We start from the raw sequence: 14,917 nt of genomic DNA on the forward strand, positions 1-14,917 counted from the left end.
GCTTAAGTTTATAATAGCGGCGATAACAAACGGCAAGTCGATTCAAAAAAGCGCCGATACAACGGGCGTTTACGAAATTCTTCTAACATAATTTCTTCCGAATGCTGCAGATCATTCAAAAAGTCATTCACAAGCGTAAAAGTACTTTCTGTGCGATACAGAAAGGCATTCACTTCAAAATTCAAGTGAAAACTTCGCATATCCATATTCGAAGTACCGATAGAAGCTAGTTCATTATCTACTATAATAAATTTACTATGCATAAATCCTTTTTGGTACGCATACACCTTCACACCTGCTTCTAATAACTCCGGAAAGTAGGAATGCGAGGCGTAGAAGACGATTTTCTTATCTGGGCGACTTGGTACTAACAAGCGCACGTCCACTCCACTTAAAGCGGCATTTTTTAATGCTGTACGAATATCATCATCAGGAATAAAGTACGGAGAGGCAATCCAAATGGTTTTCTTTGCCGACACGATCATGGAGAAGAAGACATGTTTAATGACTTCCCACTCGTTATCAGGCCCACTAGCAATCATTTGCACACCACCAAGATTATTTGCCTCAATAAGCTTAGGAGAAAAATATTCATTCATTAATAGTGCTTCACCTGTCATGTAATACCAGTCCCTAAGGAAGATTAATTGCAAACTACGTACCGATTCCCCCTTCACATACAAATGTGTATCACGCCAGTAGCCAAAGTAGGCATCACGCCCTAAGTACTCATCACCAATATTTAAACCTCCTACTAAGGCGACATCACCGTCAACGACGACAATTTTACGGTGATTACGAAAATTAATTTTGTTATTTAGAAATGGTAAACGCACAGGTGAAAACGGAACAATATGTACACCGGCTTCAATCATTTCTTGTTTATATGTGCTCGACAACTGCCAACTTCCTACAGCATCATATAAAAATCGAACCTCGACGCCGTTCCGAGCTTTCTCCTTTAGAATCTCTTTAATTTCTTGACCAATTTCATCATGGCGAACAATATAATATTCCATATGAATATGATGAGTGGCCTTTTTCAATTCATCTAATAGAACAGTAAACTTTACATCCCCATCCGTTAATACTTTCGTCTCTGTATTAAATGTAATCGGAGAATTCCCTAACCGCTGAGCTAAAGAAAATAACAACCGTTGATGATCGCCCATTTGCTTTAATTGATTCTGATCAATGAATCGACTACCTTCAATTTGTTGAAATGCTTGATCATCTAATTCACCTTTTTGAGCAAACATTTTTCGTTTTCGATAATTTTGGCCAAACATAATATAGAAGAAGAAACCGATATATGGAACAGCTGCTAATACGAGTAGCCATGTAAGCGTTTGAGAAGGATGTCGATTTTCAAAAAAGATTACAATACTAATAAAGATGGCTGAAATAGTAAAAAATACTGGCATACTTCCTAACAGCCAGCCTTCCCAATACTCTTTTGTCATAAATAATAGAAAAGCAATTATGCCTAAAAATAATAAAATCTGAATTCGCTTAAACATTTATTTTGTTCCTTTCTTATGTACCCATTATTCCATCTTAATGAATCTTCCCTTCCTTTTTACGGAATATGATTAAAAATGTTTCATTCCATTTTAAAAGTGTAAAAAAAGCGGCAACTTTAAATCGTTGCCGCTTCCTTCCTTAATTATGATGGAAAATAATTCGCAATGTTACACAATGCATCTTGAGTTATAATACTCTTCCCGTATTCTTGTAGACGATATACAGACACTGGGGATTCATGACCAAATTCAAGTAATTGGCTTAAAATGTTTTCTTTTTCTTCATCACTTAATAGCTCTGACGTAAAATCAATATACACATAATAAGCATCGTTAAAATGGTACAATTGATCTTCTACACCATTCGGCTTTCGGAAATAATGACTTAATTGAATGACATCTTCTAAATCTTGAAAACGAATAACAAAGGATAACGTTTGATTCTGTTCTCCATCATCTTCATCCACTTTCTGTTCCCTTTCATCCGATTCATTATTTATATTCAAATCATTTTCAAGCATGGACTCTAGTTTTTCATCGACAGGCATATCAATCGTTTTACCATCCTCTGTTGGCAATTCCAGCTTCTGTCCATCTTTAGATAGTTGAGCTTTTGTCACTACTATTTCTAAACCTTTATCCATTGCTTGCACTTGAATCCATAAAGGCCCTTCAATATTAAATTCCTCTTCACCATTCACTTCATCCATCATCTGCCAGAAAAGTTGTTCACTTCTTTCACGATTGTACCAAATCTCTTCTCTGTCAAACCCTCGATCTTCAATATCCATATAGGTAACATAAAATTTTACGGTATTTTCATTAATGCGTTCTATTTCCATTTCCATCGCTCCCTTCTAATGATTGTTTTAGGTGGAAGGGATACCTTTACCCTTGTCAAGAGTTCTTGTTTACAACGTACCTTATGTTGTAATAGTTCAACCATAACATACAATTTGCAAATCTTCATGTAGTACTATTATTTTATGACAATCAAGGTTCGTTTGAAAATATAATTGCTCAAAAAGTTAAAAACAAATGAATGACTAGATGTTTTTAACTATTGGTTAGTTTCTAATTGTAGCCGATTACGTTATCATTGTCACGAAAAATTCGGAGTTTTCTAAGCAAAAAAACATTGCGCCAAAAGGGAACTTTGATCAGAACCCATTTCAAAAAACGACAATCCTATCTCATTAAGGATTGTCGCTTCCATTCGAATGTATGCCTTGTGATTAATTAACCATACGCTGAGCTTCCATTAATTGAAATGTACGTACTTTCCTAGGTAAGAAGCGGCGAATTTCATCTTCATTATAACCGACCTGTAATCGTTTTTCGTCTAATATAATTGGACGACGAAGTAAACCAGGGTTGTTCTTAATCATTTGTAGTAAATCTTTCATTGGAAGCTGGTCTAATTCAACCTCCATGTTCTGAAATACTTTTGATCGGGTGGAAATAATCTCATCTGTACCATCTTCAGTCATTCGAAGTACCTCTTTAATTTCGTCAATAGACAGCGGTTCTGAGAAAATGTTCCTCTCTTCAAACGGTATGTCATGTGCCTCTAACCAAGCTCGTGCTTTACGACATGATGTACAACTTGGAGAAGTATAAAGTGTAACCATTCAATCTTCACTCCTCAATCGAAATTTATAACTAAATGAATCCTTTTATTCACTCTTAAATTAAAATTAATGTAATGTAAAAACTATATGTTAAGTATACTACAATACACATTAAAAAAGTAGGGAATATCATAAATTCCTAACTAATTACACATTTATTACACATTTCATTTACATACATATTCATTACATACGTATCATTCCACCTAATCAAAAAAACAAAACATCTTTCTGTACATTTTTTTAAAAAATGTCATGAAACCGTTATCTCACAAACTGAGCGATTATCATTCTCAATATACTAAATGATTGAATTTATAAACCCCAAACAGTACGTAGTTACATTAACCGAGGTACGTTTGGGGTAATGCTTGTTGCTAAGCTTCTTCTTTCGAGTCTAACGTTTCTAATATGTTCTCGTTTGAGGCGTCCTCATCCATTGTCAGTACTTCTTCAACAGGTTGATAGGACTTACCATATAACTCTTCATCTTTGTACGTATGAATCTTAACGTACATTTGTTTCATCTTCTCATAAATGGTTTCTTCGGATTCGTGTTCAGGGGACCAATAGAGGATTTCCATTTGGTTTAATTCATTTGTAGCAAGAGACCTTCTTGTATAACCAATGGAGGTAGCATGTTCGAATCCTTCTTTCTGGTAGAATCTGAGGCGCTTCTCGGTATCCGTATCATCATAATCAACGGGCTCTACTTCTAAAATAATTGGCTTTTCTTTCTTTTTCAACTTTTCAATTAGCTTGTGCCCAATTCCTTGTCCACGAGCTTGTCCAGACACCCACACATAGTCGATAAAAATGAAGGAATCAAACTCCGCGTACATCAAAACGTGTGACGAACTTTCATCTTTATGGTACACATCACTCTTTTCATTCAAGAGCAGTTCCATATGCTCTTTCGATTTCATTTCCTCAATCGGAAAATACTGATTTAATTTCTCATACCAATTCATTAATCTACTCCTTTTAGTGTAGTCTTTTTTATTATACCGAAAATTCTCTCATTTGTGAAATTTCTACTTGATACGTTAGTCGTTTTAGTTTAAACAACCGTTCATGAATATATGAGCAAAATAAAGAACCTTAGCTTTTTTTATGCTAAGGTTCTTATACCCTAATCTAAAGGTGTGTAATCGACATTTTTCGTATACGTATTTCCTGCATTCCACAACAGAAACTCCTGAATCCCTTGTTCGTTTAACGCTTTAATTTGCGCTTCTACTTCTGCTTTACCGTATTGTTTTGGCGCTCCTGAATACAACCAAGGTGCTTCAAAGTCTTGAATCCACGGTCTTGACGTTGGTGGATCTTCTAATTCGCCTAAACGTTCATTTTCTACCTTCGCATACTCTAAAATGGTACGATACGGTTCTTCATCGGGATTATTAATTCCAAAATAAGAAGTCCAATGGGAAGGATAAATCATCGATGAAATCACATCTACTTCATTGGCAATCTTACTGAAATTCTGCCCAATGCCTGGCGCTTCTGGTATCGTTGCTGCATAACCAAAAATATCAACTGACACGTCAATATCATAATCTTCTAATTGTTGATACGCATAATCGACAAAATCAGTCACGGCTGTTACACGTTTTTGTACATTGTCCCCTTCCGTATCCGCGTACTCTCCTTCACTGTAAGTTAACTCTTTATCTCGCGTTTCAAATCCTTCTGGAAAACGAACGTAATCAAATTGAATCTCTTTAAAGCCCATTTCTGCTGCTTTCTTTGCGATACTGATATTATAGTCCCATACTTCTTTCTGAAATGGATTTACGAATGCCTCTCCTCTACTATTGGTCCATACTTCACCATTTTTCTGAAAAGATAAATCTGGACGTTTCTCAGCTAATTTATTATCCTTAAACACAACGATTCTAGCAATTGGATATATCTCTTTTTCTTCTAGAGTCTCTAAAATAGCACGCGGATCTTCTATATAGTCTTTTCCAATATCATGGTAAGGAGACCCTTTGTCAGGTTGATACGTTAATATCCCCGCATCCTCTTTAATATCAATGACCATACTATTCAGCTCCGAATCATCAACAAGCTGAACTAACTCATCAAATCGACTCCCACCTGCACTGGGACCTGTCACATAAATCCCTTTAACACCATCTTTTGGATATTCGAATTCAAGTCCTGTGTCATAGACGAATCTTGGCATCGCATCAGGTAGTGTCCTTTCTGTTAATGCCGCTTCATACCCAATATGCATCGTCACTTGCTTGGCATCTGCCTCGGCAAATACAGTATTATGTACAGGTAAACAAACCCCTGTTAATAATACACCCATAGCTATTACATTCTTCATTTGAAATCTCCCCATTGTTACACCTCTTCTATATATATGTATGTATCTATTATAAAAGAGTTATATACTATTTTAAAAACATTTTTCACAACGAACTATCAAAATAAGTAATATCTTCCTATAGAAGCGTTGTTCGACTTCCCTTAATAGTAGAATAAACTTTAGTGTGATATACTATTCATAACTGCCTAAAAAGTAGGTGATAACATGCATCAAGTTAAAAATTGGGTTACTTTGTTCATTATACTTTTAACTACAACATTTATTTTCCTAACTTTCTCTCCCTATCAACAACTTGTGCATTATATTAATGTACTATTCTATGTCTTTTTGCTATTGCTTATCGTATGTCTGTTTACATATACGAAGAAAAATGGTTTCTTTGATGGTGTGACATTTGGATTCAGGCGATTTTACCATATCATGAAGCAAGATGATTTATTAGATGAATGGAAAGAAAAGCGACTACCTTCAGAAAAAGTAAATATATCTTTATACAAAGTAATGCAATTTCAAACTATTGCAACCGGCTTATTGTTAGTCCTTCTCATGTGTCTTTATTACTTAATCTAAGAAATGTATGACAACAGCTAGAAGAAACCTAAGGAATTTGAATTCTATTCTTTCTTAGGTTTTTTTGATATGGATAAACTTCTAATGCTTTCTTCATGCATAGAGGATGCATCGAATACAAGCAACGAAGCTTTCTCTTTTCCTAGTTCCCAAAGCCCAAACATCAAATAATAGTTCCTTTCCCCTTTTCATACCATAAAAAAATCATACTCATGCACCTTCTTAAATAAGGTGCACCGGAGTATGATTGGATAGTTATTTTTTCTTTATCTTCATTTAGCTAAATGATCCATTTAATTTGGACTATATTCCTAATTCTTTTTTATATTGCTCTAATTCTTTCCTCGTACACCTTACCCAGTGACCCGGCTTTACTTCACGAAATTCCGGCTCTTCACTCGTATCATGAATGCTAGGGTCGTATGCAGTACGTTGACGCGCTCTTTCATAATTAGGGTCGGGTAATGGAATCGCGGATAAAAGTGATTTTGTATATGGGTGAATCGGATTTTTATACAGTTCCTCACTATCTGCTAATTCTACCATGTTGCCAAAATACATAACCCCAATACGGTCACTAATGTATTTCACCATAGACAAATCATGGGCTATAAACAAATAAGTTAATCCTTGTTCTTTTTGCAATTTCTTTAATAAATTGACAACTTGTGCTTGAATCGATACGTCTAATGCAGAAATAGGTTCATCAGCGATGATTAACTCAGGTTGTACCGCTAATGCACGTGCGATTCCGATTCGTTGGCGTTGTCCTCCACTAAATTCATGAGGGAAGCGAGTTGCGTGCTCTTTATTTAATCCTACCGTTTGTAGCAACTCCTCTACACGTCCTCTTCTTTCTGCTTCATTGCTAACTAGTTTATGAACATCTAGACCTTCCGCAATAATATCCATCACAGTCATTCTTGGATTCAAAGAAGAAGAAGGATCTTGGAAAATCATTTGCATTTTTCGATTAAATTTAAGTAAATCTTTTTTTGACTTTTTACCGTGCACATCTTCATTATCGAATAAAACTTGTCCACTAGTCGCCTCATATAATCGAATAATCGTTCTACCAGTAGTAGACTTTCCACAACCAGATTCGCCTACTAACCCGAACGTTTCTCCTTTATATATATCAAAGGTGAGACCATTAACAGCTGTAATCACCTTGTTACGACCTACGCTAAATTGTTTCGTTAAATTTTTTACTTCTAATAGTTTTTCAGCCATTATTGATCACCCACTTTATTTCCAGTATTCGCAAAGCCTTGCATTCTTAATTGTACAGAAGCTGGTGGCTCTATTTTTGGTGCATCTTCATGTAATAACCAAGTTGCTGCATAATGTGTATCTGATACTTTAAACATTGGAGGTTCCATAACTTTATCAATTTCCAATGCAAATTTGTTTCTCGCAGCAAAGGCATCCCCTTGTGGTGGATTCGTCATATCTGGCGGGCTACCAGGAATAGCAAATAATTCTTCCTCAGCGCTATCTAACGTTGGCATTGAGCCTAATAATCCCCACGTATATGGATGTTTCGGATTATAAAAAATATCATCCGTTGTTCCAATTTCCACAACTTTTCCTGCATACATAACTGCCACGCGATCTGCCACGTTCGCTACTACACCTAAATCGTGCGTAATGAAAATAATAGCACTTTCTGTTTTCTTTTGAATATCTTTCATTAGCTCTAAAATTTGCGCTTGTATCGTAACGTCTAATGCTGTAGTTGGTTCATCGGCTATTAATATTTTCGGATTACATGCAAGAGATATCGCAACAACAACACGTTGACGCATTCCACCAGAAAATTGGTGTGGATACTGTTTCATACGAACTTCTGGTTGCGGAATTCCTACTAAATCTAATAATTCGATTGCTCGTTTCTTTGCATGTTCCTTGCTCATTTTTTGGTGTTTGATTAAGCCTTCCATAATTTGCGTACCAATTTTCATGGTAGGATTTAAAGACGTCATGGGATCTTGGAACACCATAGAAATATCTTTTCCGCGAATTTTCCGCATTTCACTAGTTGATTTCTTTACTAAATCTTCTCCTTCAAACAGTATTTCACCGCCCTTTACATAGCCGTGTGGTTTAGGCAAAAGTTGCATAATAGCATTGGATGTAACTGATTTACCCGAACCAGATTCACCAACAATGGCTATCGTTTCTCCTTTATTTAAATCGAAGCTTACACCTCGAACTGCTTGCACTTCTCCATTAAATGTATTAAATGAAACTTTTAAATCCTTCACTTCTAATAGTTTACTCATTTAGAAGCCACCTACCTTTTTATTTATGCATCTTCGGATCGAATGCGTCTCTTAATCCATCAGCTATTAAGTTAAATCCAATCATAATGACTGATATTAATATTGCAGGGTATACTAATAAATATGGGTACAGTCTTAAGTTCTCAAATCCAGTATTAATTAATGTACCTAGTGAAGCATCAGGCGGTACAATTCCAATTCCGATAAAGCTCAAGAAAGCTTCAAAGAAAATGGCCCCAGGTATTGTAAACATTGTTGTTATGATAATAATCCCACTAATGTTTGGAACTAAGTGTTTAAGAATAATTTTGCCATTGGATGTTCCGAGTGTCCTTGCTGCCAAAACGAATTCTTGGTTTTTCAACTTCAATACTTCACCGCGGACAATCCTCGCCATACCTATCCATCCGGTGATCGTTAAAGCGATAATAATCGAAAGCATGCCAGGCTGTAGAACGAGAATCATTAAAATAATAATGACCAAGTTCGGAATTCCTATTAACACTTCAATAATACGTTGCATCACACTATCTACTCGTCCACCGTAAAAAGCAGAAATTCCACCGTAAGCCACACCAATAACTAAGTCAATTAATGCTGCAATTACACCGATAGCTAATGATACCCGTGTACCTAGCCATATTCTAGTCCATTGATCTCGGCCAAGCGTATCTGTTCCTAACCAGAAATACTCATCTTGCATATCTTTCGCTTCATAAATATGATAAGTCGCTTTCACTTCTGCAGAATTTCTTGACCCATCTCCTTCAGTTAATACTTCTACGTCCACAAAGTCTTCATTATTATCATATCGTTGAACCGCTTTTTGTGTTGCTTGCTCCACGTCATTACCTTCAAATTCATCTGATAACGTTCCATCAAAGCCAAGCCAGGAAATATTCTCCAAAGCTGCAACACGTGGTGGCATCTTAGCACGAGTTAAATCTTGATCATCTAAACCATGTTCATTCATACCCGGCCCAATAATACTAAATAGAACGATGACTAAAAGAACAAACACACTTAACATGGCAATTTTGTTCTTTAAGAAAGTTCTTCTAGCATCCTGTAAAAATGTTCGGCTTGGACCTGAAATCCTCTCACTATCTTTTTCTGATTCTTTCACAGGTACTAGTAAGTCTTTAGGTACATCTTGGGAGTTGTACTTTTCTTTCTCTGCCATTAGCTCTCCCCTCCTGTAAGTCGAATTCTAGGATCAATAACAACATATAATAGGTCAATAATTAGAATAATTACGACAAACATGATGGAAAACAGTAGCGTCGTACCCATTATAGTAGGATAGTCATTTATCATTATGGATGTAACAAATTGCTCCCCAATTCCAGGCACTGCAAAGATTTGTTCAATAACGAGCGTACCTGTCATTAGACCAACTGCCATCGGCCCCATTACTGTAATTAATGGGATAAGGGAGTTTCTTAAACCATGCTTAAACACAATTTCAGATTCCTTTAAGCCTTTTGCACGTGCAGTTGTAATATAGTTCGAGCCCATTACTTCAATCATTTCCGTTCTCGTGAAACGGGCTGCTGTTGCCATTGGATAAATCATAAGAGCAATCGTCGGCAATACCGTATGTTCAAATGATCCCCATAAAGCAACCGGGAACCAACCAAGTTCAACTGCAAATACCCATTGCAACAAACCAGCAAATACGAATGAAGGGATAGACGTCCCAAGTACGGCTACTATTGTCGACGTATAATCTAGTGCCCCATTGTGGAATACCGCTGCGACTAAACCTAGTAATATACCTAATAAAGAACCAAAGATGAGCGATTGTGCACCAAGTTGCAACGAAGGTCCTAATCGATCCATTAATATTTTACTTACAGGTGTATTATCAAAGTGAAATGAGATACCTAAGTCTCCTTGCACAAGACCTCCTAAATATTTAATATATTGAACAGGTACAGGTTCATCCAATCCATACTTTTCTAAAACAATTTGCTTTTGTTCTTCACTTAATTTATCTTCTGCACTTAACGGACTTCCTGGCATTAATTTCATGAGGAAGAACGAAAAAGTGGCAATAATGAAAAGCGTAATTAACATGTAGAAAACACGCCGCATAATATATCTGACCATTTCTTAACCCCCTAGTTGTACAGATGTTTTAGTAGAATATTAAAATGCATCTAGTAGCAGGATAATTAGTTTTGTAAAGAGGAAAGAGAGTATATGCCATAATCCCATATACCCCCTTCACCCCCTAATCATTTAACTGTAAAAATCACTATTATTGTTCAGATCCAGCACTAGCCCACTTGTATTCATACGTTGCTCCAAATGGGTTCACAAACACCCCTTGAACTTTAGGTGATACTAGTTGAGCCTTAGCACGTTGATAAATTGGTGCGATAGCTGCATCTTCAAATAGTATTTTCTCAGCTTCTAGGAAGTTCTCATAACGAGCTTCGTTATCTTGCGCTAAATCAACTGATGCTTCGTCTAGCAAGGCATCATAATCAGGATTTGAATAGCCCATCTTGTTATTTCCACCATCTGTAATCCATAAAGTTAAGAACGTGTATGGATCAAGATAGTCTGGACCCCATCCAGCAAATTGAATGTCATAATCCATATTCGTATCTAAATCAAGACGTTGCTCAAATGGTACCTGCTTTAGCGTAATATCTAGGCCAGGAAGGTTACTTTCTAATTGGTTTACTAAATATTCGTTCATCGTTTTTGCTGTTTCGGTATCTCCAGCCAAGAATTCTATTTCAACCTTGTCTGTACCTAACTCTTCAAGACCTTTTTCCCAATATTCATTTGCCTTGTCTACATCATAAGTAACAAGGTCGCCACTTACTTCACGGAAATCTTCTCCAGAACCAGGCATCGGAGCGAAGTCTTTCGGTATTAAACCATTTGCTACAATAGAGCCGTTATTCAAGATTTCATCTACAAGTGCTTGTTTATTGTATGCGCGGCTAATAGCTGCACGGATATTCGTATTTGCAAGTGCATCATTTCTTGTTTGGTTCATCTTCAAATAGAAAACGGAAGTTTCTGGTGTTACAACATAATCTTCATGAGTTGAATATTGATCTACTAGGTCAGAAGATAAACCTGCGCGATCTATAGTTCCTGCTTCATAAAGGTCAACAGATGTTTGTGGATCTTTAACTACTTCATACGTCATTTTATCTAACTGAACCGTTTCTGCATCCCAATAATCTTCGTTCTTCTCTAATTCCCAGGAAGTACTAGTGCTTTCCCAATCAACAAATTTGTATGGGCCATTGGATAGTAATGTATCAGAGCTTGTTGCAAATTTATCGCCCTGCTCTTCTACAAACTTCTTATTTAAAGGCATAAAAGTACCAAATGTTGTTAATGACTCAAAGTATGGTACTGGGTTTGCTAGTTCTACAACAAACGTGTAATCATCTTCTGCTTTGACTCCAAGCTCTTCTACTGGCTTGTCGCCTTTACTTACTTCTTCAGCATTTTTAATAACGCCACTCATCATATATGGTCCGTACTCTGAACCTGTATCTGGATTCACTGCACGTTGCCAACCGTAAACGAAATCGTGAGCTGTTACAGCATCACCATTGGACCATTTTGCATCCTCACGTAATTCAAATGTCCAAATAAGACCGTCCTTACTTACACTATGGTCTTTAGCAATACCTTCCACAGGTTTCGCATTTTCATCTAAGCGATATAACCCTTCCATCGTCGCTCCAATAAATTGGAAACCATATTCATCTGTTGCAAGTGAAGGATCCATGGAAGGAATCGTATCACCGTTAATAAAGTTAAGTACTTGTTCCCCAGAATCTCCTTCATCTGTTGTTTCTTCAGATTGCGTATCATCTGAGCCTGTTTCTTCTGTTGTCTCGCCTTCATCACCTGAGCATGCCACTAAAAACACGCTAAGCAATAGACTAAGCATTAACAACAATGTCCATTTTAACTTCATAGTCAAAAAGACCCCCTTAAGTAATAGATTTTTTTATTTCTTTTTAGTAGACTTAAGCTACTATTAAAAATTGTACAACAATTCTACTTAATTCGCAAAACTTTTTTTATTATCTGACATTCTTTAGCAAATAAAAGGATTCGAGATTATTCCTCCCCTCCCTTAAAAATAAAGGGTTACATAGATTTTTACTCTTGAATATTTCGTCATATTTCTTTATAATTTTAATAATAAAAATTTTTTATAGCATAAAGCGATGAGAAAGAGAGTACAGCTTTGTCAGCGTCTCAAGAGAGTCTGTGGTTGGTGGAAACAGATGACGCGCTTAGGTGGAAGTGGACTTTCGAGCAGCATTTCTGAACGTTTTAGTAGGTTATGCCGCGCCCCAGGCGATATTGGGTAAAGTGATTTCTTCTTTGTTGAAGGAATAACGAGGGTGGCACCACGGTTCATTCGTCCCTACAAGTAATTGTAGAGCTGAATGGGCCTTTTTTGATGAAAAAAATACATGAGGTGATGAAGATGAAAACAATTTTTTCTGGTATTCAACCTAGCGGAACTATGACATTAGGAAATTATTTAGGAGCAATGAAGCATTTCCCTAAGCTACAAGATGAAAACAATGCATACTTTTGTATTGTCGATGCCCATGCCATTACCGTTCCACAAGATCGACTAGAGCTCAGAAAGAACATTCGTTCGTTGGCAGCTTTATATATTGCATCGGGAATTGATCCGACGAAAGCCACATTATTTATTCAGTCTGAAGTTCAGGCACACACACAGCTTGGATGGATGTTACAGTGTGTAGCTTACATTGGAGAATTGGAGCGAATGACGCAGTTTAAAGATAAGTCAGCTAAGCAAGGTAATGAAGGTGTTTCTGCTGGTTTATTGACGTATCCACCATTAATGGCAGCAGATATTCTGTTGTATGGTACAGATGTTGTTCCTGTTGGCGATGATCAAAAACAGCACCTTGAATTAACACGTAATTTAGCGCAACGATTTAACAATAAGTACAACGACATCTTTACAATTCCAGAAATTCACGTAACTGAAGTTGGCGCTCGTATTATGTCGTTACAAGAACCGACCAAAAAGATGAGTAAATCCGATGAAAATCAAAAAGCTTTTATTTCTATGCTAGATGATGAGAAAAAGATTGAGAAGAAAATTAAAAGTGCCGTCACCGATTCTGAAGGCATCGTGAAATTTGATAAGGAAAACAAGCCTGGTATTTCAAATTTACTAACGATTTACTCTAGTATTACAGAGGAAAGCATCGAGACAATTGAAGCGCGTTATGATGGCAAAGGATATGGCGTGTTTAAACAAGATGTTGCCAATATCGTCATTGAAGCCTTGCGTCCGATTCAGCAGCGTTACTATGAGCTTGTTGACTCTGAAGAATTAGACGACATTCTCGACCACGGAGCAGATAAAGCGAACAAGGAAGCCATGAAGATGTTACGTAAAGCAAAGAAAGCAATGGGTCTTGGTCGCATCCGAAAATAATAATAAGTAAAAGGGGTCTAACGAATGAATGTGTTCGCTAGACCCTTTTATTCACTTCATTATTCTGTTCTAACTCCCAAAGCTTCTCGAAAAACGGCTGTCCTTTCACCAATTTATGACACAATTCCTCGTGGGCTGGTGACCAACCATTCGTTACACCGTTATATAAAGTTTGCCACGCTTGTTCAAAGTTATATTCGTCTATCGTTGCATAATAAGTAGGGTCCCATTCTGTTAACCAGTATCTCACTTCAGGTGAATTCTCAGAGGAGCGTAACTGATCTAACGCCATTAACATGAGCTGTTTTAGTTGACGTTCTTTTCTCGTTAAGCCAATCATTGTTATAGGATGGGGGGATAATATATGATATTCCTTCTCCTCTTGTTCAAATTCATAGCTTTCTGGCGAATGTTCTGCAATCATGTCATACACTAACCTTTCCTGCCTTGGGATTAAGCGACTCTTTCGCACAGGTAGGTTATACCCCATTGTATCGACCGCCAAGATGGCATCACCATCTGTTACAACAAACGCATATTCAAGGGAAATCCGTTCTTGATTTTTCCTTAAATAAGCTCGTTTATAGACAGCTTCTAATATGGACTGAGGTAAATCTTGCAAGTCATTCTCTATATAATGAAATAGAGCTGCTTGTACGTACAATAACGGCGCTTGATCAAGCAACTCAATTCCATCCTCTTTCCTCCACTCATGAAAGGAGCATACGTTATATCCATTTTCCTCCCCTTCAAACCAATTCACCCATACATCGTGTAAATATAGCATTGATTACCCTCGCTTTCCCAAACGTTTTCTCTTGTAAAAATAAGTATGACCAACATAGGAAATTTTATTCGAATGTAGCCAACTTTTAACATGAATCATTTGGGTAAAGGAACATCGCTACGAGCATAACAATCACGCCAAGGGGGAAGAAATAGCATTCAGGTCTGGTCTGAATAAACAAGAAATAATCCGTCCAGCTAAAACCAGCAGGTAAGAGATTTAAATAAGCAATCAACGTCACACCACCAGATATTGCAAATCCAAACCCAATTAAGAATAAAAAAATTACACCAAGCATTTCATC

14 protein-coding genes and 1 other annotated feature are annotated in these 14,917 nt (G+C 36.8%); of the genes, 2 read left to right on the plus strand and 12 right to left on the minus strand.

Translation table 11 applies throughout. The annotated features are described in order from the left end of the window. Positions 1–8: 8 nt before the first annotated feature. From cls to N784_RS05300, 5 genes are all read right to left on the minus strand, one after another. Positions 9–1,520 carry a cardiolipin synthase gene (gene cls, locus N784_RS05280; protein WP_036833088.1) on the minus strand — a complete coding sequence of 504 codons (1,512 nt, stop codon included), beginning with the start codon at positions 1,518–1,520 and terminating at the stop codon, positions 9–11. A gap of 146 nt (positions 1,521–1,666) precedes the next feature. Further along, complete coding sequence (gene mecA, locus N784_RS05285; RefSeq protein WP_036833089.1) at positions 1,667–2,365, minus strand: adaptor protein MecA; 699 nt, start codon at positions 2,363–2,365, stop codon at positions 1,667–1,669. Positions 2,366–2,758: 393 nt separating this feature from the next. Then, positions 2,759–3,154, minus strand: coding sequence for a transcriptional regulator SpxA (spxA, locus tag N784_RS05290; RefSeq protein ID WP_036833091.1), 396 nt, complete (start codon positions 3,152–3,154; stop codon positions 2,759–2,761). A 377-nt stretch (positions 3,155–3,531) separates the two neighbouring features. After that, complete coding sequence (locus N784_RS05295) at positions 3,532–4,125, minus strand: GNAT family N-acetyltransferase (RefSeq protein ID WP_036833093.1); 594 nt, start codon at positions 4,123–4,125, stop codon at positions 3,532–3,534. A 161-nt stretch (positions 4,126–4,286) separates the two neighbouring features. Next, positions 4,287–5,492, minus strand: a complete 1,206-nt coding sequence (locus N784_RS05300) for a putative glycoside hydrolase (protein WP_232305976.1) — start codon at positions 5,490–5,492, stop codon at positions 4,287–4,289. A 207-nt stretch (positions 5,493–5,699) separates the two neighbouring features. Here N784_RS05300 and N784_RS05305 point away from each other — a divergent pair, with 207 nt between their 5' ends. Beyond that, entirely contained in the window at positions 5,700–6,065 is a 366-nt protein-coding gene (locus tag N784_RS05305; protein ID WP_036833096.1) for a DUF3899 domain-containing protein, read from the plus strand. 303 nt (positions 6,066–6,368) lie between these two features. Here N784_RS05305 and N784_RS05310 read toward each other — a convergent pair whose 3' ends face one another. From N784_RS05310 to N784_RS05330, 5 genes are all read right to left on the minus strand, one after another. Next, complete coding sequence (locus N784_RS05310) at positions 6,369–7,298, minus strand: ABC transporter ATP-binding protein (RefSeq protein ID WP_036833098.1); 930 nt, start codon at positions 7,296–7,298, stop codon at positions 6,369–6,371. After that, positions 7,298–8,350, minus strand: a complete 1,053-nt coding sequence (locus tag N784_RS05315; RefSeq protein ID WP_036833100.1) for an ABC transporter ATP-binding protein — start codon at positions 8,348–8,350, stop codon at positions 7,298–7,300. Before N784_RS05315 ends, N784_RS05310 begins: the two co-directional genes overlap by 1 nt. A gap of 19 nt (positions 8,351–8,369) precedes the next feature. Continuing rightward, the gene (gene opp3C / locus N784_RS05320) at positions 8,370–9,533 is read right to left on the minus strand and encodes an oligopeptide ABC transporter permease (protein ID WP_036833102.1); all 1,164 of its coding nucleotides are present in this window, start codon (positions 9,531–9,533) and stop codon (positions 8,370–8,372) included. Next, positions 9,533–10,462, minus strand: coding sequence for an oligopeptide ABC transporter permease (opp3b, locus tag N784_RS05325; protein ID WP_036833103.1), 930 nt, complete (start codon positions 10,460–10,462; stop codon positions 9,533–9,535). Before opp3b ends, opp3C begins: the two co-directional genes overlap by 1 nt. Positions 10,463–10,613: 151 nt before the next feature. Beyond that, positions 10,614–12,308 carry a peptide ABC transporter substrate-binding protein gene (locus tag N784_RS05330; protein ID WP_036833105.1) on the minus strand — a complete coding sequence of 565 codons (1,695 nt, stop codon included), beginning with the start codon at positions 12,306–12,308 and terminating at the stop codon, positions 10,614–10,616. A gap of 247 nt (positions 12,309–12,555) precedes the next feature. Further along, positions 12,556–12,772: a binding site (T-box leader), on the plus strand. A 58-nt stretch (positions 12,773–12,830) separates the two neighbouring features. Between N784_RS05330 and trpS the strand changes: the two genes are divergently transcribed. Further along, positions 12,831–13,826 carry a tryptophan--tRNA ligase gene (gene trpS / locus N784_RS05335; protein ID WP_036833107.1) on the plus strand — a complete coding sequence of 332 codons (996 nt, stop codon included), beginning with the start codon at positions 12,831–12,833 and terminating at the stop codon, positions 13,824–13,826. 37 nt (positions 13,827–13,863) lie between these two features. Here trpS and N784_RS05340 read toward each other — a convergent pair whose 3' ends face one another. Continuing rightward, complete coding sequence (locus N784_RS05340) at positions 13,864–14,613, minus strand: YjbA family protein (RefSeq protein WP_036833109.1); 750 nt, start codon at positions 14,611–14,613, stop codon at positions 13,864–13,866. Between the two features lie 85 nt (positions 14,614–14,698). Next, complete coding sequence (locus N784_RS05345; RefSeq protein ID WP_036833111.1) at positions 14,699–14,911, minus strand: hypothetical protein; 213 nt, start codon at positions 14,909–14,911, stop codon at positions 14,699–14,701. Between the last annotated feature and the right edge of the window lie 6 nt (positions 14,912–14,917).

Source organism: Pontibacillus litoralis JSM 072002, from assembly GCF_000775615.1.
Classification (GTDB): Bacteria; Bacillota; Bacilli; order Bacillales; family BH030062; genus Pontibacillus; species Pontibacillus litoralis.

Bases quoted from the DNA above. Each gene is read 5' to 3' on its own strand.
- cls (WP_036833088.1), bottom strand. From the start codon at position 1,520: ATGTTTAAGCGAATTCAGATTTTATTATTTTTAGGCATAATTGCTTTT.
- mecA (WP_036833089.1), bottom strand. From the start codon at position 2,365: ATGGAAATAGAACGCATTAATGAAAATACCGTAAAATTTTATGTTACC.
- spxA (WP_036833091.1), bottom strand. From the start codon at position 3,154: ATGGTTACACTTTATACTTCTCCAAGTTGTACATCATGTCGTAAAGCA.
- N784_RS05295 (WP_036833093.1), bottom strand. From the start codon at position 4,125: ATGAATTGGTATGAGAAATTAAATCAGTATTTTCCGATTGAGGAAATG.
- N784_RS05300 (WP_232305976.1), bottom strand. From the start codon at position 5,492: ATGAAGAATGTAATAGCTATGGGTGTATTATTAACAGGGGTTTGTTTA.
- N784_RS05305 (WP_036833096.1), top strand. From the start codon at position 5,700: ATGCATCAAGTTAAAAATTGGGTTACTTTGTTCATTATACTTTTAACT.
- N784_RS05310 (WP_036833098.1), bottom strand. From the start codon at position 7,298: ATGGCTGAAAAACTATTAGAAGTAAAAAATTTAACGAAACAATTTAGC.
- N784_RS05315 (WP_036833100.1), bottom strand. From the start codon at position 8,350: ATGAGTAAACTATTAGAAGTGAAGGATTTAAAAGTTTCATTTAATACA.
- opp3C (WP_036833102.1), bottom strand. From the start codon at position 9,533: ATGGCAGAGAAAGAAAAGTACAACTCCCAAGATGTACCTAAAGACTTA.
- opp3b (WP_036833103.1), bottom strand. From the start codon at position 10,462: ATGGTCAGATATATTATGCGGCGTGTTTTCTACATGTTAATTACGCTT.
- N784_RS05330 (WP_036833105.1), bottom strand. From the start codon at position 12,308: ATGAAGTTAAAATGGACATTGTTGTTAATGCTTAGTCTATTGCTTAGC.
- trpS (WP_036833107.1), top strand. From the start codon at position 12,831: ATGAAAACAATTTTTTCTGGTATTCAACCTAGCGGAACTATGACATTA.
- N784_RS05340 (WP_036833109.1), bottom strand. From the start codon at position 14,613: ATGCTATATTTACACGATGTATGGGTGAATTGGTTTGAAGGGGAGGAA.
- N784_RS05345 (WP_036833111.1), bottom strand. From the start codon at position 14,911: ATGCTTGGTGTAATTTTTTTATTCTTAATTGGGTTTGGATTTGCAATA.